Here is a 25,153-nt window from a genome sequence, read left to right as displayed (position 1 = left end):
GAGGCAGAGCATGGCCCGCACCACCCGCCGCAGAGCCCTCACCACCCTCGGCGCCGCCCTCGCGGGCTCGGTCGCCCTGCCCGCCGCGCGCGCCGCCGCCGGTGAGCGCAAGCCCGGCCCGCGCCCGCTGTGGCACGCCCATGCCCACAACGACTACGAGCACCCTCGCCCCCTCCTCGACGCCCTCGACCACCGCTTCGGCAGCGTCGAGGCCGACATCTACCTCGTCGGCGACCAGCTCCTCGTCGCCCACGACCCGGAGGACCTCGACCCGTCCCGCACCCTCGAATCCCTCTACCTCGACCCGCTCGCCGCCCGCGTCCGGGCCAACCACGGCTCCGTGTACCGCGGTGACCGCACGCCCCTGCAACTCCTCATCGACATCAAGACGGAGGGCTCGTCGACGTACCTCGAACTCGACCGTCACCTCCGGCGCCACCGGCACCTGTTCACGACGTACGCCGACGGCCGCGTCCACTCCGGCCCCGTCACCGCCGTCATCTCCGGTGACCGCGCGGCCCGTACGCCCATGGAGGCGCAGACCGTGCGCCGGGCCTTCTACGACGGTCGGCTCGCCGACCTCGGCGGCTCCGCGCCCGCTTCCTTCGTCTCGCTGATCAGCGACAACTGGACGCTCAACTTCAGCTGGCTCGGTGTCGGCGTCTTCCCCGAAGCCGAGCGGCAGAAGCTGACGGGCATCGTCCGGGCGGCACACGCGCGCGGCCAGAAGGTTCGGTTCTGGGCCACCCCCGACACGGCCGGACCCGCCCGCGACGCCCTGTGGACCGAACTGCTCGCCGCCGGCGTCGACTACCTCAACACCGATGACCTGGCGGGCCTCGAAGCGTTCCTGGACGCATACCGCCCGGCGTAAGACCACACGTTCGGGGGACGTGTCAGCCGCCCGGACGAACCCTCCGCTACGTCACACTTGCCGCCGAACGCCGCGAAGCGGACGTGGCGGAGGAGGTTGACGATGGCCATTTCCATCTCTGTGGTGCTGCTGCTCCTGATCCTGGCAGTGATCTTCCTGCGCAACGGCGGGCTGAAGATCTCCCACGCCCTGGTCTGCGCGCTGTTCGGCTTCTCCCTGGCCAGCACGAGCATCGCACCCACCATCGCAGGCGGGATCACGGCGACGGCGGCCGTCGTGAGCAGCCTGAAGCCGTGACCCCGTGGGGGGCGTCACTTGACCGTGAAGACTCCGATCCCGTTGGCCACGGCGCGTTCCGTACCGTCCGAAGGGTGGTTGCGCACGGACACCTTCGTCACGCCCGGTGCCCGGGCCACCAGAGTCGACGACCCGCCGCCGTCCAGGCTGAAACCGTCGACCGCGCCCAGGTCCCGCAGGGCGTCCGCCACTTCGGCGATCGTCAGTCCGCTGCGGTACGCGGGCGCGCCGTCCAGCGCCAGCAGGACCATGCCCCGCCCGCCGTTCGTGATGCCCACGGCGGTGCGTACCGCCGAGGCCGTGTCGTCGAGGCCGGCCAGCGGCGCTCCCTTGCGCAGGACCGGGTAGCCGCCCAGGGCGAAGCGGTACGGGATACGGGTCCCGGAGGCCACCAGCTTCTGCCGTACCGTCACCGCCTCACCCGTGAAGAACTTGCGCAACTGCTGCGCGCCCGCCTCACGTCCGACAAGAACGGTGGTGCCCGCGGCTATGGCGCCGCTACCGGGGGTGTCGGCGAGCGACACGACCTTGCCGCTCCTGACGGCCACCTCGTAGGTGTCCGTGCTGCACGCCGCGGCCCGGTCGGTGTCCGTCCCACAGGTGGCCCGCACCCGGGAGGCGCTGCCCCAGTCCGAGGTGAACGCGCCGATGGAACCCACCGGCAGCGCGTACTGGTTGAGCCCGCCGAGCGGGAGACTTCCGGTGGGCGTGCGGATCGACCCGTCGAGGGTCAGCCGGTCGAGCCGGGCCCGCCAGTCGGCGCCGACGCCCAGCACTTCGCCGGTGTTCGTGCCCGGCGGCAGTTGGGGTCCGAACCGCTGACCGTCCGGCACCGCCCCCTTGAGCACCCGGCCGGCCACGATCGCCGGTCCCACGCTCGCGCCGGTCGCCTGCACACCCGGGTGCTGGGTCTCGGTGATGTTGAAGAAGTCCCCGTTGACGCCCGCGACGGCGCCTTGGGCGTCGGCCATACCGGAGACGGTGCGCCGCGCTGCCACCGACCCGGGGTACAGCAGGCCGAGGCGTACGCGCTTGCGCAGGTCGATGCTCAGCACATGGGCGTGCGTCACCCCCTTGGCTCCCTGGATGTCGAACTGGCGGTACACCACGCCCGGTGCGACCGCGACGCCCTGCGCGGCGTCGGCCGGTGCCGCCCCCACCAGAGCCGCACCGGCCAACGCACTGAACGCCGTGAGAACCGTCAGTACCGATCTGCCCGCCTCGAACCAAGCCTGACGTCGTGTCACATGACCCCCCTGAAGTCACGGCAACTCTCCGAGCTCTCAAGGGAAGTTCACCAGACGGTGTCTCGCGCCGGGTCGGCGGGAGCGCGACTGCACGAGAACGAGTGAGGGGAACGCCCGCCTTCGGGTGATTTCGGCGCGGTTCCGGACTATTTCGCGCGCAGGGCTGACGGCGACCGGGTCCGGGTCGACGGCGGACTCCTCGTCCACGGCGGCCCGGATACTCACCGTCGACACCGAACGGGTCCGGCTGCACGCCCGGGCCGCCGAGGAACGCTTCCGCCACCGTGCGGCACCGACCGTCTGGCCGCGTCCGCTCCGCCCGCGACGGGGTGGCAGCGTATGACTAACCTGACTGTCGTACGAAAAAGGATCAAGGCATCGCATGGGGCGTGGGGTGGGCAAGGAGTGGGCGGATGACGGACATGCGCAGCGTCGCGGGAGGCGGAGCTGTCCGAGTCCGGGCCGGGTTGCCGGAGTTCCGTATGCCCCGCATGCGACGGAACGAGGCGCGCCGTTGACACGCGAACCCGCCGCCCCCGCCCAGGTGTCCCTGCTGACGCTCCTCGGCCTGGGCCCCGAGGAGGACACGGTCTACCGGCTGCTGGTGGACCGGCCGAACAGCGAACCGGCCGACCTGACCGGCCTGCTGAGCGAGGCCGCGGTGAACCGTGCGTTGGACGCCCTGGTCGAGCAGGGACTCGCCAACTGTCGGCAGGCCGAGGACGGAGGTGCTCCCCGCTACCGTGCCGCGTCTCCGGTCCTCGCGCTGGGACCCCTGATCGAGGCGCACAGGTCGGCCCTGCACCGAGTGGAGTTCCTGGTCGGAGATCTCGCCGAGCGGCATCGCGCCGCCCAGGTGCGTGCGGCGGGCGCGCCGGTGGAGGTGCTCTCGGGCGGTGTGGCGATACGCCGCCGGCTCATCGCCATGCAGCGCCAGGCCGAGCACGAGGTGTGCACCCTGGTCCCGATGACGCGGACGGTCGCCATCACCCTCGAGGACAATGTCGACGAGGTGGAGCGCGAGTCGATGCGTCGTGGTGTGACACTGCGCTCGGTCGTCGAGCGGCACTGGCTCGAGCGACCGGGCACGGCGGCCTCGCTCGGAGAGCTCGCCGCCCAGGGGCAGCAGATCGCCGTGGTGAGGCAGCTGCCGATCAAACTGATCATCGTCGACCGGCGGGTGGCGCTGCTGCCCCTCGACCCGGAACGCGACGAGACGGAACCGGTCGCGCTGGTCGTGCACCGCAGCGGCCTGCTGACCGCCCTGACGGCGTTGTTCGAGCAGTACTTCACCCAGGGCAGACAGCTGAACGCCGCAGGGGAGACATCGACCCGGCCCCGCCCGGACTCGGTGGAACCGCTCGACCGGCAGATGCTCGGGCTGCTGCGCATCGGACTCACCGACGCGGCGATCGCCCGCCAGTTGGGCATCGGGCGCCGCACCGTGCAGCGTCGACTGCACAACCTGATGGAACGAGCCGACGCGTCGACCCGCTTCCAACTGGGATGGCACGCGGCACAGTCCGGCTGGGCCGACTGAAGGGGCCTGGGCCGGGCCCGCGGAACGGCGCATTGTCGCCACGGCACTTTCACGCCACCGGGATTGCTTGTACTGCGCACAGAACGTGCCGAACCATCAAGGCACGTCACGCGCTGGGCCGTTGCGGCCCACGCGCTCCCGTGCGATGGAAAGAGTGCTGTGAGAACGAGACGTATATGGCGCACCGTGACAGCGACCGTTGTCACGGCGGTCACCGGTTCCGCGCTCCTGACCGGACCGGCCTGGGCGCAGGACGCCCCGGCCACCGGCGGGTCGGCCCAGGCGGCGTCACCCGTGCCGGTCGCCCCGTCGATGACGCAGGACCTGGGCGACGCACCGCTCGATGGGACCCCCGCGGAGGCGGCGCGCGCGCACCTGAAGAAGCATCAGGACATCTATCAGGTACCGGTCTCGGACCTGAAGACCCTGAAGACCACCAAGGACGGCAAGCAGTCCTCGGTCCGGTTCCAGCAGCTCCACGACGGTGTCCCCGTGTTCGGCGCCGAGTACGCCGTACAGACCGAGTCGTCCGGTGAGGCGCAACAGGTCACCTCGGCCACCGGCACGCTCTACACCGACCTGACGGTCTCCACCACCCCGAAGGTCGACGAGTCCAGCGCCGAGAAGCGCCTGTTCAGCCTCGACAGCCACCTCGCCGGAATCGAAGGCGCCAAGACCGCCAGGCATGGTCTGGCCGTGCTGCCCAACGCCCAGGGCGGGCGGCTCGCCTGGCACTTCACCGTCACCGGAGCCGAGCGGGACGGCAGTCCGGTCCGCCAGGAGGCCTACGTCGACGCCCGGGTGGGCGGTCTGGCACTGTCGTACAACAACATCGACGCCGCCGACGCCACGCCCGTCGTGGCGACCGGTGTCCGGGTCGACGGCACCGAGGTCGAGCTGAACGCGGACAGCCAGGCGGACGGTTCGTACGCGCTGGTCGACTCCACGCGCGCCATGTACTCCACGACCGGCGGGCAGATCCGCACCTACGACGCGCAGCGCCAGAACTACGCGGACGTGGCGTACGGCCCCGTCGGCGACGACGTGCCACTCGTCACCTCGGCGACCAGCCGCTTCGACGGCGCGAACACCACGTCGGGGGCGGTGGACGCGCACGTCAACGCCGCGAAGGTCTACGAGTTCTACAAGAACGAGATCGGCCGCGACGGCATCGACGGCAAGGGCGGCAGCGTCTACTCGGTCGTCAACGTCTCCAGCAACGGCAAGGACTACGCCAACGCCTTCTGGGACGGCTCCAAGATGGTCTACGGCCACATGGACGGTGTACCGCTCTCGGTCGGCCTCGACGTGGTCGGCCACGAGATGACGCACGGTGTCACCGAGCACAGCGCGGGCCTCGTCTACCTCAACCAGTCCGGTGCCCTGAACGAGGCGATATCCGACTACTTCGGCAACGCCATGGAGACCGCCGACAAGGGCGTCGCCATGGACGATCCGACGTCGGGGCTGATCGGCGAGTACCTGTGCAACGGCACCAAGCCGCTCGCGGACTGCGCCCTGCGCGACCTCAACGACGGCCGGAACGCGCAGCAGGACTACGAGCCGATCACGCTCGACATCGACAACGGCGGTGTGCACTACAACTCCACGATCGTCGGTGGAGCCCTGTGGGACATGCGCAAGCACCTCGACACCAAGCTCGCGGACCAGATCGTCTACCGGGCCGCGCAGAACTACCTCACCCCGCTGTCCGGCTTCACGGACATGCGCAACGCCGTCACCCTCGCGGCCAAGTCGCTGAAGGTCTCCGCGGCCGACCAGGCCGCCATCGCCCAGGCCTTCGACGACCACGGCATCGAGGAGGGCTGGGAGCAGAAGGGCGGCACCCACGACGGCACCACCATCGGCGCCGACATCCTGCCCGCGTACGAGGTGTACGGCGGCATCGACGAGCAGGCCGCGCAGATCGCCGGTGACGTCTACGCCGTCGGTCACGGCGACGCCGTCGCCTGGGACAAGGGCTCCGCGGCCTTCGGTATCACCGTCGGCCGCTTCAGCAAGCAGCACGGCGCGTCCGACCACGAGCTCGCCGAAGACGACGCCTATCTGATCGACCCCTCGATCGACGACGACCGGGTCGTCTTCACTCGGGTCGCGGCCGACGGCGTCGGTATCTACGCCGCCGGTGACAAGGGCCAGGGCGCGATCGGGAAGCTCGTCGACACGCCGGAGGCCGACGAGACCGAACCTGTCACGGAAGACGGAGCCCTCGCCTACATCAGCACCACGTCCGACGGCGAACAGGACGTCATGCTGCGCAAGGCCGACGGCACGACCGTGAACCTGACACCCGAGGCCGGCACCAAGGCGTCGCGCCTCGCCATGAACAACGGCACGGTCGCCTGGGCGGGCGGCACGGACGCGACGTACCTGTACGTGTACGACCTCGCCACCGGCACCACGCAGAGCAAGCGGATCTCCGGCTACCTGTTCAACGAGCTCTCCGACATCCAGCTCACCTCGGACCGCGTGTTCTACCGCGTCAGCGGCGGCTTCCTGATCCCCAGCACGTCCATCGGCTCCGCACCGGTCTCCGACCTGACGCAGATGAAGAATCTCAAGTTCCCGTCGAGCCTGTACGTCGCACAGTTCTCGGTCACCGACGACTACCTCGCGTACTCGACGTACGACCTCTGGGGAGCACTCGGTTCCTGGACCGGCCCCACCCGGGTGAAGGTCGCCGGGACCGCCGACCTGGTCGCCGGGCAGGGTCAGTTCGTCCGGGCATCGTGCTCGTCCGGCGCGCAGCTCGCCCCGTCCCTCGGTGACGGACAGCGCATCGCCTGGCTGGACACGACATCGGCGGCGACGGACGTGGTGACCCGGGAGACGTTCGCCGGGACCTGCGAGTAGCGGCCGACAAGAACCGCCGGTCCGCACACCCGGGGCGCCTGCCGAGGGACCTCCCTCGGCAGGCGCCCTTCCGCTTGACGGAATGTACCCAGAGGTGTCGGACTCCGCGCGCCTTGCCTGCGCCGGGCACCGGGCGCACGCTGGTCGTATGGCTGCTCAGGACGGTCCGACGCTCATCACGTCCGTGCAGCGGGCATTCCGCCTGCTGGAGGCGGCGAGCGCGCACGAGAACGGCGCGCCGGCGAAGCAGCTGGCGCGTGAGACGGGCCTGCCCCTGGCCACCGCCTATCACCTGCTGCGGACGCTGGTGCACGACGGATACGTACGAAAGATGGACGACGGCGGGTTCATCCTCGGCGACAAGCTGCAGACACTGCGTACCTCGGGCCGCGGGCAGGCGATGCTGAGCCGGGTCCGTCCCACGCTCGCCGCGCTGCGGGACGAGTTCGCGATCGCCACCTACCTCACCTTCTACGAGGAGGGCGAGATCCGGATCGCCGAGATCGTCGACGGCCCCCGGGCGCCCCGGGTGGACCTCTGGGTGGGATTCGAGGACGCCGGGCACGCCACCGCTCTGGGCAAGTCCGTGCTGCGCGAACTGGACGACGACTCGCGCAGGGACTACCTCTCCCGGCACTCCCTCGCCGACCTCACGCCACGTACCATCACCAGCCCTCCGGAACTGCTCAGGCGGCTCGACTCCTCACCCGTGGCCCCGGCCGTCACGGACCTGGAGGAGTACGCCCTCGGCACCGTCTGCGTCGCCGTGCCCGTCTACAGCGGGGACACCCTCGGTTCGCTCGGCGTCTCACTGCCGGCGGACCGGGTTTCCCGGCTCGAGGAGATCCTGGCGCGGCTGATCCCGACCGCGAACCGCGTGACCAGGAGCCTGTCGCTCACTATCTGAAATCCCGGTCCTTGTGGCGCCTGAGCCGAAGGACGTTTCCTGGATGAAACGGACATTTTGGGAGTGCATCCCCCACAACAGGTGAGGACTGCGGACGAAACATGACTCAGGCCCGAGAGTACGGTGGCGCCCCCTGGTCGATGCGGTCGTTCAGGAACCGAGTGCGCTGTCTCGGAGCATTCGCCCGGACACGCCCAGCGGCTCCGTTGGCCGCCGGTGTGCCCGTACTGCCCGTGCTGATCGTCTGCGCCGTGGTACTCGTCGACGCCTTCGGTGTAGGGGGGATGATCTGGCTGCCGCTGCTCGCGGTCGGGCCCGCGCTGGCCGCCACCACCAACGGCCCGCGCGGGGTCCTCTGCGTCGGTGTCCTCGCCGCGGTGCTGGGCGCGACGCTCGGCACCCGGGAGGGTGTTCCGGACAGCGAGCTGGCGGCCGTACTGACCGCCCTGGTGGCCGTCACTCTGGCGAGTGGCCTGGCCAGCGCGTTGCGCGGACGTCGTGAACGGGTGCTCGCGGCCGTTCGCTCGGTCGCGGAGGCCGCGCAGCACGCGCTGCTCAAGCCGGTACCCGAGACCGTCGGCCCGTTCCGGGTGGCCGTCCGCTACAGCGCCGCGGCGGCGGAGGCTCGTATCGGCGGGGATCTCTACGCGCTGATACCCACCCCGTACGGGGTCAGGATGATCGTCGGCGATGTGCGTGGCAAGGGGCTGCCGGCCGTGGGGACTGCCGCACTCGTGCTCGGGATCTTCCGTGAGGCCGCCTACGACGAGCCCGATCTCCTCGCCGTCGTCGGCAGGATCGAGCGGAGCCTGGCGCGCAATCTCGCCAGCGACGACGACTTCGTGACCGCCGTGGTCGCCGGCTACCCGCGGGAAGGGCACCTGGAAGTGGTCAACTGCGGACACGCGCCTCCGCTGCTGGTACGCGCGTCCGGAAGCGTCGTGGCGGTCGATCCCACCCATCCGGCCCCGCCCCTCGGGCTGCGCGCCCTGTCGGGCGAGGTGCCCAGCCTCCAGGTGCTGCCCTTCGCCGACGGAGATCAACTGCTGCTCTACACCGACGGGGTCACCGAGGCCCGCGACCACGGCCGTGCGTTCTACCCGCTGGCCGAAGGACTGGAGCGCCACGTGTGCGACGAGCCGGCCCGCACCCTCACCGGGCTCCACGACGAACTGCTGGCGCATGTGGGCGGCCGACTGCACGATGACGCGGCGCTGCTCCTGCTTCGCAAACCGGCCATGTCCGAAGCGGTCAGCGCCGGCAGCCGCTCCCCGGCTGCCCGGAGCAGCGCCCTGATGTGAAGGCGGCGTGGGGACAACAGGAGCGGCCGCTCGAGCTCACGCCGCGACGAGATCGGCCCATCGGGTCACCCCGCCGGAGTGGATGCGTATGCCGTGCCGAGCCGCCAGCGCGTGGACGATCTGCTCGCCCCGGCCGTGCTCGTCCGGGTCGATCCCGTCGGGCGACTGCCCCGCACGCGAGGGTCCGGCGTCGGTGACCTCGACCCGCAGGGTGCCGGGCCCGTCGCCCCGAATCCACGACAGCCGCAGCTCCGCCGGGGGCAGGGCGTGGACGACCGCATTGGTGAGCAGCTCCGACACGACCAGGAGCGAGTCCTCGACGGTCTCCGGGGACACGTTCCAGGTGGCGAGGACCGCCCCCACCCGTCGGCGTACGGCCGAGACGGCCCCGGGGACGGGCGGCAGCGGCCAGACGTGTTCGACTGCGTGCCGAAGCACCGCATTGAGCTGTGCCGCCATCTGCTCTCCTCCGGGTGATCGCTGCCCGGTGGACACCGGGCCTCTGCGCCGTTGCCGGGCCTCGGAGCGACGTTAGGGAGCGCGGCGAGGCCGGTCAATGAACGGCGGTCGGCATTACCGAACGAGCCACCTCATCCAGGGGCGAACCGTCCACCTGCACGTAAAGCGGACCCTCCACGGCGGTAATACGCTCGCACTATGGCCGGCCCAGTCCAGTCGATCGAACGGGCGGCGGCGATCCTGCGTCTGCTCGCCGGTGGGCCCCGCCGTCTCGGGCTCGGCGAGGTGGCTGCCTCGCTGGGGCTGGCGAAGGGCACCGCCCACGGCATTCTGCGCACGCTCCAGCATGTCGATTTCGTGGAACAGGACGCGGCGACCGGGAAGTACCAGCTCGGGGCCGCCCTGCTGCACCTCGGCACCAGTTACCTCGACGTCAACGAGCTGCGGTCGCGCTCCATCAACTGGGCTGACGCCCTGGCCGCCCGCAGTGGGGAATCGGTCCGACTGGGCACTCCCCTGGAGGGCGAGGTCCTCGTCGTCCACCATGTGTTCCGGCCGGACGACACGCTCCAGACCCTGGACGTGGGCTCACTGCTGCCGCTGCACGCCTCCTCGCTCGGCAAGGTTCTGCTGGCCTTCGGGGCCGCGCCGCTCGATTCGGCGCTGGAATCCGGGCTGGAGGCGTACACCCGGCACACCCTGGTCTCCCGGGAGCAGCTCACCCGGGCGCTCGCCGAGGTACGCGAGCTGGGCTGGGCCGCCGAGGTCCAGGAAATGAGCATGGGCGAAGCCGGCGTCGCCTCGCCGATCCGCGGGCACGGCGGCCTCGTGGTCGGGGCGATCGGACTGTCGGGCCCGGTCGAGAGGATCTGTGACGGCCAGGGCCGTCCCCGGCCGAGTCTGATCACCCTGCTGCGCGAGGCCGCACGAGCGATCTCCAGAGACCTGGGGGCAACGCGCTGGTGATCCCCCCGCCTCCTCGACACCTCGGAAGGCAGACCCGATCATGGTTGAACGGTATGTGATGTCCATCGATCAGGGCACCAACTCCACCCGATGCATTCTGTTCGACCACCAGGGGCGGCTGGTGTCGGTCGCCCAGCGGGAGCACCAGCAGCACTTCCCCAGGTCCGGGTGGGTCGAGCACGACGCCGTCGAGATCTGGCGCAATCTGCTGCGCATCGTGCCCGAGACCTTGTCCGGGGCCGGTGTCGGCGCGGGAGAGGTCGCCGCCATCGGCATCGCCAACCAGCGGGAGACGACGGTGCTCTGGGACCGGCGGACGGGTGCCCCGCTGGGCCGGGCGATCGTCTGGCAGGACACCCGCACAGCACCCCTCGTCGAGGACCTCAGACACGAACCCGGAGACGAGTTCTTCCTCGAGCGGTGCGGCCTGCCCCCCTCGACCTACTTCTCGGCGCTGCGCATCCGCTGGCTGTTCGACCATGTCAATGGGCTGGAAGAGCGCGCCAAGGACGGCGAGGTGCTGTTCGGCACGATGGAGAGCTGGCTGATCTGGAACCTCACCGGGGGCGCGGACGGCGGCCTGCACATCACGGACGCCACCAACGCCAGCCGCACCATGCTGATGAACATCCGCTCGCTCACCTGGGACGAGGAGCTTCTGGCGTTCTTCGGGGTGCCCCGCCCCATGCTGCCCGAGATCCGTCCCTCCGCCGAGAGTTACGGCGATGCCCGGTCGGTCCTCCCCGGTGTCCGTATCACGGCTGCCCTCGGTGACCAGCAGGCCGCCCTGTTCGGTCAGACCTGCTTCTCCCCGGGCGAGGCGAAGTGCACGTACGGAACGGGCAGCTTCCTGCTGCTCAACACCGGTACCGATGTCGTGCGGTCCCGGCACGGACTCCTCACGACCGTCGCCTACAAGATCGGGGGCCGGCCTCCGATCTACGCCCTGGAGGGTTCGATAGCCGTCACCGGCTCGCTGGTCCAGTGGTTCCGCGACCGTCTGGGACTGATCAGCAGCGCGCCGGAGATCGAGACCCTCGCGCGGACGGTCGAGGACAACGGCGGCTGCTACATCGTGCCCGCCTTCTCCGGTCTGTTCGCACCACGCTGGCGCAGCGACGCGCGCGGTGTCGTCGTCGGCCTCACCTCGTACATCACCAAGGGACACCTGGCCCGAGGCGTCCTGGAGGCCACAGGCTGGCAGACGCGGGAGGTCGTCGACGCCATGAACGCCGACTCCTCGGTCACCCTGAAGGAACTCAAGGTGGACGGCGGCATGACAGCGAACAACCTGCTCATGCAGTTCGTGGCCGACGTACTCGACGTGCCCGTGGTGCGGCCCATGGTCGTCGAGACGGTCTCCCTCGGCGCCGCCTACGCCGCCGGGCTCGCCGTCGGCTACTGGACGGACCTGCAAGTCCTGCGACGCAACTGGCACCGGGCCGCTCAATGGCTGCCGGACATGGACCCCGAGCGGCGGGAGTCGGAATACGACAACTGGCAGCGAGCCGTCGAGCGGTCGCTGGGGTGGATCAGACCACCGAGGTCCGCTTGACGTCGGCGCCGACACCGACGGCTCAGAAGCGGGCACCTCGTCATGCTGTGGTCCAGCCTCGGCGACCAGGGCTACGCGACACGCCTCGCCCATTCCCCGTCCGGACAGGTCACCGGGCCCTGGCTCCAGGACGAGGACGCGCTCCGTCGAGGGCACCGCAGCGCCTCGCTGATGTGGGAGCCAGGGCCATGGACACCGCGGCCGCAGCTACCCGGGCGGCCCTGGCCCGATACCGGGACGGGGATGAGTGCGGGCTGTGGTGGATCCAGGACGGGACGGGGATAGTAGCCGCGATGAGGTCGTCGAAGTCCGGCGAATCCTTGTCCCATACTTCGAGTTCGCCTCTTTACGCGGGAGAAAAGAATGGGCAAGAACATCGTTGTTTGTCTCGACGGTACCGGTAACGAGGTCAAGGCGAGGGGCGCGACAAACGTCTTTAAAATTGTCGAGCTGCTCGACCTCCGCGATCCGGAGAAACAGGTCGTCTACTATGATCCCGGCGTCGGCACGTTCGCCGCGCCGAGCGCATGGACTGCGGTGGCACGCAGACTCTCGCGGCTGGGCGGGCTCGCACTCGGCCATGGCCTCCGACAGAACCTGGGGGAGGCCTACACCTATCTGATGAACTCCTGGCAGCCGGGAGACAAGGTCTTCGTGTTCGGCTTCAGCCGCGGGGCGTACACCGCACGTGCGTTGTGCGGGATGCTCTACCGGGTGGGTCTCCTTCGCCCCGGCAGTGAGAACCTGGTTCCTTACGCATTACGGGTCTATGCCAGGCGTCCTGGAAAGGACTCGAATCTCAGGCTGCCGGAGGGCTGGGATCGAATCGACCGGTTCGCCGAGGCGCTGTCCGTCCGTCCGAGGCGAGAATCCCTGGCCTTCCCCATCGAATACCTCGGAGTTTTCGATACCGTCAGGGCCACCCGTTTTCTTGGGCGGGACATTCATTGGCCCTACACCAACAAGCTACCCAATGTTCGGGTCGTACAGCACGCGGTGTCCATCGATGAGAAGCGCCGGCCTTACAAGGAATGCTTGATCCCCCTCCCCGAACCGGGAAAATCCCCACAGGTCACCGAAACATGGTTCGCCGGCGTGCATTCGGATGTCGGCGGTGGGTTCGACGACCATCCCCAACTCGGCACACTGGCCATGCGCTGGATGCTGGAGGGCGCAACCGCCGAGGGATTGTTGGTCCGGGAGCAGCGGGTGAAGAATCGCTACACCCTGGCCGAGTCGGACGCATCAGGCGTTGTGCACAAAATGGGGTGGATGTGGGCGGTCGCGCGATATCGTCGTCGCCCGGTTCCGGCCGGCGCCCGGGTGCACGCGAGCGTCCGAAGCCGTATATCGACATCACCCGAGTACGGCCGGAAGCTTCCCGAAAGTGTGATCTGGGACGAGGGTGCCTGGCCGTTCAAGCACGCAACCTCCTGATCCTGCTCATTGGGTTCCGGTTCTTCGTAGTCTTGTAAGGACGATCGGAAACTCGTCGCCTGCTGGGTGCGAGTCCGGTCCAGGGGAGGAGGGTCGAGATGCTCCGCTTGGAGGTGCTCCCCGCGCGCCATGGGGACTGTCTCTTGATCGAGTACGAGCACCGCGGGGATGTCCGCCGGATCCTGATCGACGGCGGCGCCCCCGGTGTCTACAAGAAGGCGCTGCGCCCGCGCCTTGCCCGGCTCTCGAAATCGGAGCTGGAGTTCGAACTTCTCGTTGTCACACACGTCGACCACGACCATATTGGAGGGATTGTCGAGCTGTCGCTCGACGACACCATGCCATTTCGGGCGAAGGATGTCTGGTTCAACGGATTCCGCCATCTGCAGGGCCCACGCGTCATGGCCGGAAAGCATGGCGAAAAGCTGACCGACTTACTGTGCAGAAACGGTGCGAGCTGGAATCGACTCGGCTTCGACGGGCTCGCCGTGGCCGTGCCTGCGAGCGGTGTCCCCCCGCGTGTGGAGGTGGACGAGAGCCTCGCACTGACCGTGCTCTCTCCGACGTTGCCTCAGCTTGCCAAGCTCCGAAAGGACTGGAGGGCATCGTGCCAGGGCATCGGCCTCCGTCCCGAGGATCTCGAGGCAGCGCGCCGGCGAGGGCGACACCTAACCTTGGGCTCGACGGCCACCGCCGATGAAACGGAGATCCTCCCACCCGACATGACAACCCTGCTGGGGGCGCGCTTCGATGAGGACAATTCCGCGGCGAACGGCAGCAGCATCGCGTTCCTGCTCGAGTACCAGAACCGGCGCCGTATCCTCTGCACGGGCGATGCGCATCCGAGCACATTGGTCGAGTCGATGGCCCACCTGAGGCCGGAGCAGCTTCACCTCGACGCGTTCAAGCTTCCCCACCATGGGAGCCGCGGGAACGTCAGCACCGACCTCATCAGCAAGATCACGAGCGACGCGTTCATCTTCTCCTCCAACGGGGAGATGTTCTCGCACCCGCACCCCGAGGCGGTCGCGCGCGTCGTCCAGTACGCTGCCGGAGAGCCGACGCTGTGCTTCAACTATCGAACGAAGTTCACAACGCCGTGGTCCAGATGCGGATATCGTGTCACGTTTCCCGACAGCGACCCAGGCGGTCTCGTACTGGAGGTCGAGCCTTGACCGGACTTCGCGTCAGTGATTTTGTGATGTTCGCTCCTGTGGGTGATAACGGCACCGTACTCGCCCTGAACACCTGCTACGGCACAGCCGCCGAGTTGTCCGAAGAACCGGCCCGGCAACTCGCCGACGGTGATCTGAGCAATCTTTCCTCGGCGCTGCTGCAGGACTTGATCGAACGCTCCGTCGTGACGGCCAGGTCACCGGAGGACGAACAACGCGCCTTCTCACGAGAATTACTCCGCCGAGGTCGGCTCGCGCGGGATGTCCCGCCTCGCGTGTACCTGATGCCCAGTTACGACTGCAACCTCAAGTGCGTCTACTGCTTCCAACACGGGATACGTCGAACAACGCCCTCTGTCACCATGTCCGAAGCGGTCGCACGCGCGGCCCTCGACCACGTGGAGGCCGTCTTCGGTGGCGAGAGCCGGCGCAGCGTGACGCTTTATGGCGGCGAACCACTGAGTCCTGACAACCACGCCATCATCGATTTCCTCTGCGGCTCGGCCCGGGAGCGCGGGATCCGGTTGATGGCGTCCACTCACGCGTGGAATCTCGATCAGTACGAAGATCTTCTCGGCCCCCAGGGGATCGAGGCTCTTCATGTGACCGTCGATGGACCTGCCGGCACACACGACCGACTCCGTATCGGGCCAAGAGGCGCGCGCACGTTCGACACCATCATGAAACACGTTCGGCTCGCGCTCGCCCGCGGAGCACGGATCCGTATGCGCGTGAATGTCAACGAGAACGTCCTCGACCAACTCGAAGTGCTGCGAGAAATCCTGGACGCGGACGGACTGCTCGCCGATCCTCGTTTCAGTGCCTATGTGGCGCCGATGTTCGACACCAAGGCCCACATCGATGCGGGAACCACCGTGCTGTCCAAGTCGCTTGTCGGCGAAGCCGCACTTGCGACACGTCTCGGGAGCAGCACGGAGTTGGCTGCCGCGTTCTGTGGTTCTCCCCCGATCTACGACAAGATCGCTGCGATGGTCTCCGGACTTGAGCCCCTGCCCAGCGTCGGGAATTGCTGCTACGGAACGCGGACGATCGTCCTCGACCCGCGGGGCGATGTGTACCCATGCGTCTTCCTGGCCGGAGAGACCGCCTTCGCACGCGGTAACTACCTGCGCAGAACACCGGATCAGGACGTCTCGAGGGCGTGGGTCGACGAGGGGACGCTGCGCTCCCGCGAAGGGACGTGCAGGTTCGCTCTGTATTGCGGAGCCGGCTCTCCGTACGACTCCTACTCGCACTGCGGCAGCACCCTCACGCCGTCCTGCGACTGTCGCGACTTCGAAAAGACCCTGGCGGGGTACGCGGCCGCCGCGTACCGGCGGCGCGTCGCCAAGGAGCCTCAACCCGGGACCTGAGGATCAGTCATCTCGCTTTGTGCGGTCCTCCAGCCGCTCGATCGAGCACATGCACATTCCGCCGCAGTTTCGAGGCGGCATGTCGTCACCTCTGCGAAACCACGGCCTGCGCATCGTCCGGTCATCCTCTCGTTGGAGTAGCCGGTCCAGCGTCTTGCGCAAACCGTCGAGCAGGCGGGCGTCGCTGCCCTCCGGGGCGTTGCCGAGTCGCGTGTACACCTCTGCCAATGTCATGTGGATCTCCACGCGACTCACAGCGTCGGATCGGTCCAGGTCACCGACCCATTCAGCGAGCTCGCTCATGCTGAGGTCGTTGTAGGGCTTCGGAGGTTCCCGCATGCTCATTCACTCTCCCTGATGGCACAAGACGTTCGTTGTCTTTCTGGGGAACTATGACGCCTTCACGATACGGTCGAATGAACCGGTAGGCCGTCCGAGTCGGCATTTGATGCGATGCGGAAGCCCAAAGTCGCGCTGTCCGTGTGGGATTCGTTCATATCGCCGCGCAACGCGCATCGCACAACGCGGTGCATCGAGTCCCACCCGCCACCGCGATTGACGCGCACACCCTCGGCTTCGGCATCTACTTGTCCGTCATTGCCGGTCCATGGATAGGGCGAGTAGAGGCTCGACGTCCACTCGGCGACGTTCCCGGCCATGTCCTCGCACCCAAAGGGGCTGCGGCCACCGGGAAACATGCCGACGGGGGTCGTCCTCCGGATGTTCTCGGGCCGCGCGTTGCATCGACCGGCTTCCCAGATCGGCCCCCACGGGTAGACCCTCTTGTCGTCCCCCTTCGCCGCTCGTTCCCACTGGGCCTCCGAGGGAAGGCGGAACGTGCGTCGGCTCACGGTACTGAGCCAAGCGCAGTAGGCGACCGCCTCATGCCAACTCACCCCCACGACCGGCTGGTTGGCACCGGTGAGTGCGGGATATCGGGCGAACGCCGGCGCGTCCCTGGACCGTACTCTCTCCAGTCCGAGCGCCCGGAGATGGAGACGCGCCTCGTGATCGTCCATTCCGACGAGCCGGCGCCACAACTCGCACTCGGTCGCTTCAAGCTCGCCCTCCTCGAACCACCTCTCCATGTCGTCGACGTGTCCGCGGAAGTAGGCGAGGTTCCGGAGCCGACGGTTCAGAGAGCTTTCGCCCGTGTCGCGCGCCTTGCGCCAGGCCCAGCCGCGCTCCGTCCAGTAGCCGGCCTCGTCGTACCCGCCGGCGTCCACGAAGCAGTTGTACTCGGCGTTCGTGACGGGGTAGCGCCCGATCCGGAATGCCGGGACTTCGACCCGGTGCTGTGGACGCTCGTCCGCGAACGCCTGTGCGTCGTCGCTCCCGAGCCACACGAATCCAGTGGGGATCGAACACAACTCGGGCAGGACGAAACCTTCAGCCCGGAGAGCGAGCCTGGGATCGCCGATACGCCCGAGGGTCAGCCCCGTTGCCACCCGCTCGCCGAGTGCGACGTGAGCATTGGTCGCTCGGTCCAGAAGGGTTTCACGAATTGCTTCGACGGTCTCCGGTGTCACGTTGGGGGAGTTGCGGGCCAGACACTCGCCCGCGAGGCGGGGGTTCATGGCGCGCAACTCTTCGAGCAGGGGATCGGCCGAGTCGGCCAGGCCGGAGGCGAGAACGACGGCCTCGGCCCACTCGTTCTCGGCGAGCACGCCGGCGTGTCCGCGGCCACGTGGAGAAAACGATTCCGTGTCGTTGTCAGGAGGAGACGGCGCGAAGTAGGAGCGCATGCTCGCGCCCCCTTCCTTCCGGCCATGGAGGGCGCACGCGGCAAAGTAGTCGCGGAGTTGCGCGTCGCGAAATCGGACTTCTTGGTTCTGCTCCGTCAGGAACCCCGAGTCGATCACGAAGCGCCAACCTGCATCCACCACGGGTCTCTTGATGCCTGGATGAGAGTTCTCGAAGATGCCCAGCGCCCGGCCTTTTGAGACGGCTCCGTTGCGAGAGTCAAGAAGGATCGCGTGAGCCAGTTCCGCCAAGGCCACCCTGATGCGATCGAAGTCCGCCTTCTCGAACGAGCCCGTATCCTCCTCGCGCCTGACGAACGAGTTAACGATCCCCTCCAGAAGCCGGGAGCGGTTGCCGGGGAGACGGGACCCACTCCGCTTGAACGACACGATGAGCCACTCGAGGAACAGCGGCATGCGTGCCACGTCGAGCAGGCCGTCTTGTTGCAGGGCCTGCCAGAGTTCATCCGCCGACGCTCCGACGGTGAGGAAGAGAGTACGCAGGATGCGCTCGTCGTCGAGCGGCGCGATCTCGATCTCGGGCAATCCCAGTTCGCTCTGATACGCCGAGGTCCGGCAGGCGAAGACGAAGCGGTTTCCACGCCAATCCTGCATGAATTGACGCCAGGCGCGCACCTTCTTCCGGTAATCATGGCGCCCCATTTCGTTCAGGCCGTCGCACATGAGACAGACCCGTCCCGCTCGCAGCTCCTGCCGCAGACGGGATCGCACAACGTCGTCCCGGCACCGACGTTGGACGTACCCGAGCGGGTCGTCGCCGGTGGCGAACTCGTGCAACGAGATCAGAATGGGCGTCGGCACGTCGGGATCCCCCCGAAGTGCCCGCGTCGCGAGGTCTCTCGAGATGCGACGGAGTGTCGCGCTCTTGCCCGCTCCGGAGTCCCCGAGCAGAACTACCCCGTCGTGCTCACTGGCTGCCTCGGCGATGTCCCGGACCTCGTGGCCGACGACCGAATCGGGAACGACCGGCTCGACGTAGAGCATCGAGTACTCGAGGTCCTCGTTCGGTTCGACGCTCCCTCCCAGCGGGATGACATCCGCATGCGGCTGGAGTGGTTCCCTGGCGATGAACTCCAGATAGGAACGTCTCCAATTCCCTGCCTCGTCGCCGGGAACCGAAAAGGTGCGCTCCACCAACTTCTGCACAGGGATCGACGTGAAGTCAGCCTTCGTCCGATCCCGCAGGACGCGCGATGTCGGGTGCGCGTACAGCTGGTACGCCAGCCATGAGGGATCGCCGGAGATCTTCGCCGAGTTGCGCGCCTCTCGAACGGCTTCTGCGACGGGGACCCCCTTCATCACGCTCTCGTACAACCCGCCGACGAACGGCACTGCCGTGCTGGTGCGTACGTCCCAGGCCGCCCCGAGCATCGCGCCTGCGCCCCCCTGGACGAGGTCCTTGGGCCAGCCCGCGAGGCCGACGGAGCCTACCGTCGACCGATTCGTGGAACAGGCGTGCAGGAACACCCACGGACCGGACCGAAGGAACCGCCGCTTGGTCGGGACGAGGATGTCGACGGGCCGGAATATCTCCGTGCCGATCGGAAGCTCGCTGAGGCTCGGATGCTCCGGGTTTAGTTGGCCGTGCCCGGTCCAATGGAACAGCCCGGGTTCGCCGTTGGAGAGGAGCTCTTGGACGCCGTCCCACTCCGTGACGACCTCGGAGGCGCTCACTCCGAGTCGACTCCGCGCCCGATCGCTCACATCGTGCAGCTCGGGATCGGCAAGAACGCACGCGGCGCGGTGCCCGGGAAGCGCCATCGCGATGGGTTTGGAGCCGAGCCAACGGGACATGCTGAGTTGCTCACACCAGAAGGGTGCGACGGTGCTTTCCGTCACGGGCTTGACGATCTCCCAGGGCAGATTGGCTGCCTCGCCCTCGACAAGGATGAGGACCGTCGAGCCGGCCTCGGCATGCAGGTACGACCAGTAGTGTTCCCGCAAGGCCGAGGGGATCAGGTCGTTGTAGAGTTCGACCCCAATGCCGTCGAGGTGTGCCTCGATGGACTTCTGCTCCTCGGAATAGCCTGCGGCCCAGCTGTCGAGCGTGTCACTCAGGCGGCTGAGCCGCGCCGCCGGATTGGACAGTTCGCTCTCGCCGAAATCCCTTCGTTCGCGCCCGCCCACGACGCCGTGGAATCGAAGGTGAAGCTGACCACCGACTCGCGTCACCGTATCGATCTCGAGTAAGAGGTCGGGCCACTCGAACCGTTCGTCGACGCTCAGACGTGCTTCGCTCATACCTCGGTGTCACTCGCCGTGGCATCGGCGGCGGGGCAGGCCGCCTCCCCGTCGAACAGGATTCCGGCCCCGGCCCAGCCGCTGATCCAATCGACCGAGGACGAGATGTCGATCGACTCCGCGGCCGCGGCGGTTCCGAGTTCGACACCGTCGACGAGCCGTTTCAAAAGGGAAGTCTGATCCCGACGGAGGAAGACCGCGTGCAGCTCGAAATCCCGGCGCCAGAACACGACGTTCTCGCTTGGGTCGCCCGACCAGTCGATCGCCACGCCCGCTCGAATCGAGAGGCTTCGAATGTATGACGGTTCGCTCAGTCTCGCGATCCGCAGGCACGGGTTCGCGACGAAACGCATTCGGGCGACGTCCGCGTGCCGGGCGAAACGGATCGAAGAGTCGGGCAGCGGTGTCCGGCCCTCCGTACCGGTGCTCAGGCGCAGGTCCATGAGAGTGGTGTCGAGATCGACGACGTCACATACGACGTCAGCCCAGCGATGGAGACGGAACGCATCACTCACCCACTCGGCGAACAAGCGCGTGAGGTGCTCAAGATCGCCGGTGCGTCCGGGGTTCGAGGCAATGCAGTCGAGTGCAAGATCCTCGAGCTCTGAGCCGATCAGTTCTCCGAGCAGGGGAAAGGCGAAGCGCAGGCTGTCGACGTGACGCGCCCGGTACGCACTCCCGTAGATGGAAATTCCTTCGCCTCTTGAGAGCGGGCGGAGGCTGAACTCACGAACGTCCCTGTGCGGAAGCCTGCTCTGCGAGGCCCCGTCCAGGATCGCCGCCTGAAGTGTTCTCTGGCTGTGGGCGAGTTCATGGTCCGCCATGACGTCGTCCATGAGCTGCCCGTCGCGAGGTGCTGTCCCTGTCGATCGGGACGGTAGGGGGTGGAGTACGGCCATGGAGCGAAGCTCGGCAGCTTTCGTGAGTTCCTCGCGAAGGACCTCCGTCTTTGGCAGGTGAGTGTCCCATTCGAGCGACGTCGAGACGGGCCCGAACCGTCGGCAGGCGTGCAGATACATGTCCCAGACCGGCTGGGAGACGCGTTCGTCGTGGGAATCGATGAGGTAGGCGCCCATGTTTCGATGTCCTGCGAGGTGTATCTGAGCGACAGCCCCCTCTGGCAGGGCATCCACGTACTCCACGGGATCGAACCCCAGATTGCTCGCGGAGACATAGACGTTGTTCACGTCGAGCAGAATCCGACACCCGGTTTCTTCGACGAGTCGGCTGAAGAACTCAGGCTCCGACATCGTCGACTCTTCGAAGGCGAGGTAGGCGGAGGGGTTTTCGAGTACCAGAGGCCGTTCGAGCACGTCCTGTGCAACGAGGACACGTGAACTCACGTGCGCAAGACTTGACTCCGTAAGGGGTACCGGAAGCAACTCGTGCGTGTGAACTCCATCGACTCCGGTCCAGCAGAGATGGTCCGAGACCCATCGAGCTCCGATTTCGTCCGCCAGTTCGCGCAACCGGGAGAGATACCGGATGTCCAGGGCGTCCGAACTCGCGATCGACATGGAAAGGCCGTGCATCACGACGGGGGACTGCGCGGCGAGTTCGTGCAGGATGTGCCGCCGCTCTCCCTCCACGCCCAGGAAGTCCTCCGTCATCACCTCGAAGAAGTCGAAGGCGGCTTCGCCCGCGAGTAGCTCCGCGAACAGCGCAGGCCGTATGCCGATACCGAACCCGAGATCCTCTCCGGGTTCTGGTGCGGTCACGAAAGGTCTTGTCACCGATGACTTCCGGTCGCTGACGAGGGTGCACGCGTGGTGAGTTTCATGATGGACGGAGTCGTCTCGGACCGCAACCGCGTGGCGCAGGGCGGTTTGGATGCAGGCTGCGGTGCGGTTGATCTCCGATCGAGAGTGACGCAATGGTCCGGAGCAGCACGCGAAACCCGCAGCGTCGTTAGAATTCCTACCTGTTGGGTGGGTTGCTGGGCGTGTCGGTCCCGACACACATGACCGCCGGTGAGGCAAAGGTGACTGCTTCGTCGATCCGTACCCGGCGACGTGCGCTTCATCGGACGGACAAGGCCGATTCGGGGAGCGCAGGCCGGTCATTCGGCTCATGCCGCCAAGTATTCCGGCCGTTGGCGAGACGTCGGTTCAGCGTTGGTCCGTCCGTCCGTCGATCGTTCGTCACCCACTGACGCCTCTCGCCCGACTGCTGGAGAACTCATGCGTGCAGCGATCTTCAACAAGCCAGGTTTGATCACGGTCGGCGAGCGGCCCGACGCCGCGATCGTCGACCCCACCGATGCGGTGGTCCGTGTCGCGCTGGCGAGCGTCTGCGGCTCGGACCTGTGGTACTACCGCGGCGACACCCCGTATGAGCCGGGCCCCATCGGGCACGAGTTCGTGGGGATCGTGGAAGACGTCGGGACCGACGTGCGCACCCTCAGGACGGGCGACCTGGTCGTCGCGCCGTTCGCCTTCAGCGACGGCACCTGCTCGCACTGCCGGCGTGGGATCACCTCCGCGTGCACGAACGGTGGGTTCATTCCCGTAGGCAACGGAGACGGCGGTCAAGGCGAAGCAGTGCGCGTGCCGCTGGCCGACGGCACGCTGGTCCGGGTGCCCGGGTCGGGGCACTCGGACGAGGTGATGGCATCGCTGCTGACCCTGACGGACGTCATGGGCACCGGTCACCATGCCGCCGTCTGCGCGCGTGTGACGACCGGCGACACGGTCGCCGTCGTCGGTGACGGCGCGGTGGGTCTGTGTGGTGTGCTTGCCGCGCGGCGCCTCGGGGCAGACCGCGTCATCGCGCTCAGCCGCAACCCGGTTCGCCAGGAAGTCGCTCGCGCGTTCGGTGCCACGGACATCGTCGAAGGGCGTGGTGACGAGGCCATCGAGGCGGTGCTGGAGCTCACCGGGGGCACCGGCGCGGACGCCACGCTTGAGTGCGTGGGCACCGGGGAGGCGATGGAGACCGCGCTGTGGATCGCGCGACCGGGCTCGATGGTCGGCTACGTCGGGCTGCCGCACGGCGTCGAGTTCCCGGTGCGGCAGTTGTTCGTCCGCCATACCGGCGTACTCGGCGGCTCCGCTCCGGTACGCGCCTACATCCCCGAACTGCTCGACGACGTCCTGGAAGGCCGCATCGCCCCGGGCCGCGTCTTTGACTTCGCCACCGACCTCGACGATGTCGCCGAGGCCTACGCCGTCATGAACCGGCGTGGCGCGATCAAGTCCCTGCTCCGCGTAAGCGCCATCTGACCACCCGAGAAGACTGCGGACACGAAGCCGTAGACACATTCCTCGCCCTACAGGCCGTCGTCGGCGCGGCGGACCCGCCCCGGCGTGCCGATTCCTGCCCGACATGACCGAGCTGGTGCTCGACGGACCGTAGCAACCCGAACCGGCTGCGGCCTCACTGGGAGGTGGTGCGGCGGGCGTAGGCGCGGGCGGCGCGGGCGCGGTCGCCGCAGCGGGTGGAGCACCAGTGGCGGCGGCCGTAGCGGAGCAGGTAGCGGTTGCAGGGGGCGGAGCCGCAGGCGGTGAGGCGGTCCGCGTCGGGGCTCGTGAGCAGGTCGGCGGCATCGGCGGCAAGGGTGGCCAGGGCGTGGTCGACGATCGCGGTGGTGGGGTGGGGGGTGGCGCGGTAAGGGCCGGTCTTGTCGTCCCACTGAAGTAGGGGGGCGGTGGGGACGCGGGTCATCGCGTCGTTGATGGCCCTGACCGCGGCGGGGAGGGCGGGCAGACCTTCGGCGCGGGAGGCGAAGAGTGACCTGATCTGTTCGCGTAGCGAGCGCAGCTGTGTCGCGCACATCTCCCGCACGCCGGCGTCGACCGGAGCGAGTCCGCGCTCCGTCAGCCAGTGGTTCACCTGCGCGGGGGTGCCCAGAAGATCGACCGTGTGTCCGCCGGCCAGCGCGATCGCGCTGTTGGCGAGGGCCAGGCAGGGGTGCTCTTCCTCGCCCTGCGCGGGCGGCAGGCCGGGCTGTTCGATCACGGTCTCGTTCATGCCTCTCATGGTACGGCTTGCGCTTATCCATGAGAAGCAGCTACGGTCATATCACGGTTCAGTGAACTTCATCCGTGAGGTGCTGTATGTCTTCTCTCCCCGCAACGACCGACCCGTTCCCCGTCCGTGTCTTCGGCGGCCCGACCGCGCTGTTCGAGTACGGCGGCCTGCGCTTTTTGACCGACCCGACCTTCGACGCCCCCGGCGACTACGCCCGTCCCGACGGCCGGTTCCTGACCAAGACCGCCCCCGCCGGCGGCGCCCCCGCCGACCTCGGCCCCATCGACGTCGTTCTGCTCTCGCACGACGAACACCCCGACAACCTCGACACCTCCGGCCGAGCCCTGCTCGCCCACGTTCCGCTCACCCTCACCACCCCCGGCGGCGGCCAGCGCCTCGGGCGCAACGCCAAGGGGCTGGCCGACTGGGAGTCCATCGAACTGAACCGCCCCGACGGCGGCACAATCACCGTGACCGGCGTCCCCGCCGTCCACGGCCCCGGCCCGCGCGAGGAGGTCGAGCCGGTCACCGGCCAGGTCGTCGGCTTCGTTCTGACCGGAGAGGGTCTGCCGACCGTCTACGTCAGCGGCGACAATGCATCCCTCGGCGCGGTCAAGGAGATCGCCGAGCGCTTCGCCCCCATCGACACCGCCCTCCTCTTCGCCGGCGCTCCCCGCTTCCCCGCGCTCTTCGACAACCAGCTGATCGTCCTGGACAGCGCTCAGGCTGCCGAGGCTGCCCAGTTCCTCGGCGCTCGCCGTGTGGTCCCCGTCCACTACGACAGCTGGGCCCACTTCACCGAAGGGCGCGAGGAGCTGGCAGCCGCCTTCACCGCCGCTGGTCTGGCCGACCGCCTGGACTGGGGCCGGCGAGACTGACCTGCGGCGTCCGAGGCGCCAACGGCACGACAAGACCTCCACGCCGCTCACAGCCCGGGGCCTGACCGCCGGCTCACCCTGCGACCGTGCGGTTGTCGTGCACACCGACGTCAAGATGGACGCCTCCGTGGAAGTGGTCGACGGTGAACTGCTCGTTCCGCTCCTGTTCGCCCGATTCTGTCGAGGAAGCCCAGGCGTTCACGACTCCGTTGAGAAATCCGTAAACCGGCTGCCGTGCCCGTGGGTCACGCGGTGAGTTCGAGGCGGGCCACGTGTGAGGTCCTGGTCCCGCCGAGC

The 25,153-nt window shown here is 68.0% G+C and carries 20 protein-coding genes; 13 read left to right on the top strand and 7 right to left on the bottom strand.

The features are described from left to right. Positions 1-10: 10 nt before the first annotated feature. Positions 11-874 carry a phosphatidylinositol-specific phospholipase C/glycerophosphodiester phosphodiesterase family protein gene (locus tag ACFY16_RS38310; RefSeq protein WP_390651848.1) on the top strand — a complete coding sequence of 288 codons (864 nt, stop codon included), beginning with the start codon at positions 11-13 and terminating at the stop codon, positions 872-874. Positions 875-976: 102 nt separating this feature from the next. Next, positions 977-1,171, top strand: coding sequence for a hypothetical protein (locus tag ACFY16_RS38305; RefSeq protein ID WP_351146021.1), 195 nt, complete (start codon positions 977-979; stop codon positions 1,169-1,171). 14 nt (positions 1,172-1,185) lie between these two features. Here the strand turns inward: ACFY16_RS38305 and ACFY16_RS38300 are convergent, their stop codons facing one another. Then, the gene (locus ACFY16_RS38300) at positions 1,186-2,418 is read right to left on the bottom strand and encodes a phosphodiester glycosidase family protein (RefSeq protein WP_390651847.1); all 1,233 of its coding nucleotides are present in this window, start codon (positions 2,416-2,418) and stop codon (positions 1,186-1,188) included. A 514-nt stretch (positions 2,419-2,932) separates the two neighbouring features. On the opposite strand from ACFY16_RS38300, the gene ACFY16_RS38295 reads away from it, so the two are divergent. The 4 genes from ACFY16_RS38295 to ACFY16_RS38280 all read left to right on the top strand — a co-directional run bounded on the left by ACFY16_RS38295 (position 2,933) and on the right by ACFY16_RS38280 (position 9,040). Next, complete coding sequence (locus ACFY16_RS38295) at positions 2,933-3,958, top strand: helix-turn-helix domain-containing protein (RefSeq protein WP_390651846.1); 1,026 nt, start codon at positions 2,933-2,935, stop codon at positions 3,956-3,958. A 186-nt stretch (positions 3,959-4,144) separates the two neighbouring features. Next, positions 4,145-6,832 (top strand): M4 family metallopeptidase, encoded by a 2,688-nt coding sequence (locus tag ACFY16_RS38290; protein WP_390651845.1) that lies wholly within the window; start codon positions 4,145-4,147, stop codon positions 6,830-6,832. Positions 6,833-6,980: 148 nt separating this feature from the next. After that, positions 6,981-7,739 (top strand): IclR family transcriptional regulator, encoded by a 759-nt coding sequence (locus ACFY16_RS38285; protein ID WP_390651844.1) that lies wholly within the window; start codon positions 6,981-6,983, stop codon positions 7,737-7,739. Positions 7,740-7,966: 227 nt separating this feature from the next. Beyond that, on the top strand, positions 7,967-9,040 hold the full coding sequence (locus tag ACFY16_RS38280; protein ID WP_390651910.1) for a PP2C family protein-serine/threonine phosphatase: 1,074 nt from the start codon (positions 7,967-7,969) through the stop codon (positions 9,038-9,040). Positions 9,041-9,076: 36 nt separating this feature from the next. Here ACFY16_RS38280 and ACFY16_RS38275 read toward each other — a convergent pair whose 3' ends face one another. Further along, entirely contained in the window at positions 9,077-9,499 is a 423-nt protein-coding gene (locus ACFY16_RS38275) for an ATP-binding protein (RefSeq protein WP_390651843.1), read from the bottom strand. Between the two features lie 198 nt (positions 9,500-9,697). On the opposite strand from ACFY16_RS38275, the gene ACFY16_RS38270 reads away from it, so the two are divergent. The 5 genes from ACFY16_RS38270 (at position 9,698) to ACFY16_RS38250 (ending at position 16,005) form a co-directional block, all read left to right on the top strand. Next, positions 9,698-10,465 carry an IclR family transcriptional regulator gene (locus ACFY16_RS38270; protein ID WP_390651842.1) on the top strand — a complete coding sequence of 256 codons (768 nt, stop codon included), beginning with the start codon at positions 9,698-9,700 and terminating at the stop codon, positions 10,463-10,465. A gap of 40 nt (positions 10,466-10,505) precedes the next feature. Then, positions 10,506-12,020 (top strand): glycerol kinase GlpK, encoded by a 1,515-nt coding sequence (glpK, locus tag ACFY16_RS38265; protein ID WP_390651841.1) that lies wholly within the window; start codon positions 10,506-10,508, stop codon positions 12,018-12,020. 363 nt (positions 12,021-12,383) lie between these two features. Next, positions 12,384-13,457, top strand: a complete 1,074-nt coding sequence (locus ACFY16_RS38260) for a DUF2235 domain-containing protein (protein WP_390651840.1) — start codon at positions 12,384-12,386, stop codon at positions 13,455-13,457. Positions 13,458-13,555: 98 nt separating this feature from the next. Beyond that, positions 13,556-14,632 (top strand): ComEC/Rec2 family competence protein, encoded by a 1,077-nt coding sequence (locus tag ACFY16_RS38255; RefSeq protein WP_390651839.1) that lies wholly within the window; start codon positions 13,556-13,558, stop codon positions 14,630-14,632. Next, positions 14,629-16,005 (top strand): radical SAM protein, encoded by a 1,377-nt coding sequence (locus tag ACFY16_RS38250; protein WP_390651838.1) that lies wholly within the window; start codon positions 14,629-14,631, stop codon positions 16,003-16,005. The genes ACFY16_RS38255 and ACFY16_RS38250 overlap by 4 nt, the downstream gene beginning before the upstream one ends. Positions 16,006-16,008: 3 nt before the next feature. Here the strand turns inward: ACFY16_RS38250 and ACFY16_RS38245 are convergent, their stop codons facing one another. The 3 genes from ACFY16_RS38245 to ACFY16_RS38235 are packed head-to-tail and all read right to left on the bottom strand — an operon-like array spanning position 16,009 to position 21,727. Next, on the bottom strand, positions 16,009-16,350 hold the full coding sequence (locus ACFY16_RS38245) for a hypothetical protein (RefSeq protein ID WP_390651837.1): 342 nt from the start codon (positions 16,348-16,350) through the stop codon (positions 16,009-16,011). A 56-nt stretch (positions 16,351-16,406) separates the two neighbouring features. After that, a complete protein-coding gene (locus tag ACFY16_RS38240) occupies positions 16,407-20,009 on the bottom strand; it encodes an SUMF1/EgtB/PvdO family nonheme iron enzyme (protein WP_390651836.1) in 3,603 nt (1,200 codons plus the stop codon). After that, positions 20,006-21,727, bottom strand: coding sequence for a DUF692 family multinuclear iron-containing protein (locus ACFY16_RS38235; protein ID WP_390651835.1), 1,722 nt, complete (start codon positions 21,725-21,727; stop codon positions 20,006-20,008). The genes ACFY16_RS38240 and ACFY16_RS38235 overlap by 4 nt, the downstream gene beginning before the upstream one ends. 462 nt (positions 21,728-22,189) lie before the next feature. On the opposite strand from ACFY16_RS38235, the gene ACFY16_RS38230 reads away from it, so the two are divergent. Next, entirely contained in the window at positions 22,190-23,230 is a 1,041-nt protein-coding gene (locus tag ACFY16_RS38230; protein ID WP_390651834.1) for a zinc-dependent alcohol dehydrogenase family protein, read from the top strand. A gap of 154 nt (positions 23,231-23,384) precedes the next feature. Here ACFY16_RS38230 and ACFY16_RS38225 read toward each other — a convergent pair whose 3' ends face one another. After that, positions 23,385-23,978 carry a CGNR zinc finger domain-containing protein gene (locus ACFY16_RS38225; protein WP_390651833.1) on the bottom strand — a complete coding sequence of 198 codons (594 nt, stop codon included), beginning with the start codon at positions 23,976-23,978 and terminating at the stop codon, positions 23,385-23,387. An 86-nt stretch (positions 23,979-24,064) separates the two neighbouring features. On the opposite strand from ACFY16_RS38225, the gene ACFY16_RS38220 reads away from it, so the two are divergent. Next, positions 24,065-24,856: an MBL fold metallo-hydrolase gene (locus ACFY16_RS38220; protein ID WP_390651832.1), complete on the top strand. Its 792-nt coding sequence runs from the start codon at positions 24,065-24,067 to the stop codon at positions 24,854-24,856. A 73-nt stretch (positions 24,857-24,929) separates the two neighbouring features. Here the strand turns inward: ACFY16_RS38220 and ACFY16_RS38215 are convergent, their stop codons facing one another. Then, a complete protein-coding gene (locus ACFY16_RS38215; RefSeq protein ID WP_390651831.1) occupies positions 24,930-25,058 on the bottom strand; it encodes a hypothetical protein in 129 nt (42 codons plus the stop codon). Positions 25,059-25,153: the final 95 nt, after the last annotated feature.

This window comes from Streptomyces sp. NPDC001315 (assembly GCF_042896175.1).
GTDB lineage: Bacteria > Actinomycetota > Actinomycetes > Streptomycetales > Streptomycetaceae > Streptomyces.
This window is presented reverse-complemented; position numbering and strand designations above follow the sequence as displayed.

Coding starts and splice junctions, on each gene's coding strand:
- ACFY16_RS38255 (WP_390651839.1), top strand. CDS start 13,556: ATGCTCCGCTTGGAGGTGCTCCCCGCGCGCCATGGGGACTGTCTCTTG.
- ACFY16_RS38225 (WP_390651833.1), bottom strand. CDS start 23,978: ATGAACGAGACCGTGATCGAACAGCCCGGCCTGCCGCCCGCGCAGGGC.
- ACFY16_RS38305 (WP_351146021.1), top strand. CDS start 977: ATGGCCATTTCCATCTCTGTGGTGCTGCTGCTCCTGATCCTGGCAGTG.
- ACFY16_RS38220 (WP_390651832.1), top strand. CDS start 24,065: ATGTCTTCTCTCCCCGCAACGACCGACCCGTTCCCCGTCCGTGTCTTC.
- ACFY16_RS38240 (WP_390651836.1), bottom strand. CDS start 20,009: ATGAGCGAAGCACGTCTGAGCGTCGACGAACGGTTCGAGTGGCCCGAC.
- glpK (WP_390651841.1), top strand. CDS start 10,506: ATGGTTGAACGGTATGTGATGTCCATCGATCAGGGCACCAACTCCACC.
- ACFY16_RS38275 (WP_390651843.1), bottom strand. CDS start 9,499: ATGGCGGCACAGCTCAATGCGGTGCTTCGGCACGCAGTCGAACACGTC.
- ACFY16_RS38285 (WP_390651844.1), top strand. CDS start 6,981: ATGGCTGCTCAGGACGGTCCGACGCTCATCACGTCCGTGCAGCGGGCA.
- ACFY16_RS38230 (WP_390651834.1), top strand. CDS start 22,190: ATGCGTGCAGCGATCTTCAACAAGCCAGGTTTGATCACGGTCGGCGAG.
- ACFY16_RS38270 (WP_390651842.1), top strand. CDS start 9,698: ATGGCCGGCCCAGTCCAGTCGATCGAACGGGCGGCGGCGATCCTGCGT.
- ACFY16_RS38260 (WP_390651840.1), top strand. CDS start 12,384: ATGGGCAAGAACATCGTTGTTTGTCTCGACGGTACCGGTAACGAGGTC.
- ACFY16_RS38310 (WP_390651848.1), top strand. CDS start 11: ATGGCCCGCACCACCCGCCGCAGAGCCCTCACCACCCTCGGCGCCGCC.
- ACFY16_RS38245 (WP_390651837.1), bottom strand. CDS start 16,350: ATGAGCATGCGGGAACCTCCGAAGCCCTACAACGACCTCAGCATGAGC.